Origin of the sequence: Stenotrophomonas sp. GbtcB23 (assembly GCF_019091045.1) — a bacterium.
In the GTDB taxonomy this organism is placed as follows: Bacteria; Pseudomonadota; Gammaproteobacteria; order Xanthomonadales; family Xanthomonadaceae; genus Stenotrophomonas; species Stenotrophomonas rhizophila_A.
The window spans coordinates 1-233 of record NZ_JAGXKC010000718.1 but is presented as its reverse complement, the minus strand read 5'-3'; the positions used below and the strand labels follow the sequence as shown (position 1 = coordinate 233).

The 233-nt window shown below is 65.7% G+C and carries 1 pseudogene; it reads left to right on the top strand.

What is annotated here, in order from left to right:
• Positions 1-233: pseudogene (gene ispG / locus KVS69_RS20690) on the top strand (4-hydroxy-3-methylbut-2-en-1-yl diphosphate synthase); the annotation flags it as partial.

The following is a 233-nucleotide window of genomic DNA, read 5'->3' as shown; positions in this document are numbered from 1 at the left end:
TATCCCGAGGCGGCGGCCGCCTTCCCGCGCATCGTGGAAAAGCCGCGGGTGATGGGGATCGAGGCCCCCCTGATCGGCGACTGCCATTCCAACGGCCACCAGCTGCTGACCCAGGAACCGGCCTGCGCCGAAGCGCTGGCCTAGTACCGGATCAACCCGGGCAACGTCGGCTTCGGCAAAAACAAGGACACCCAGTTCGCGCAGCTCATCGAGTTCGCGATCCGCTACGACAA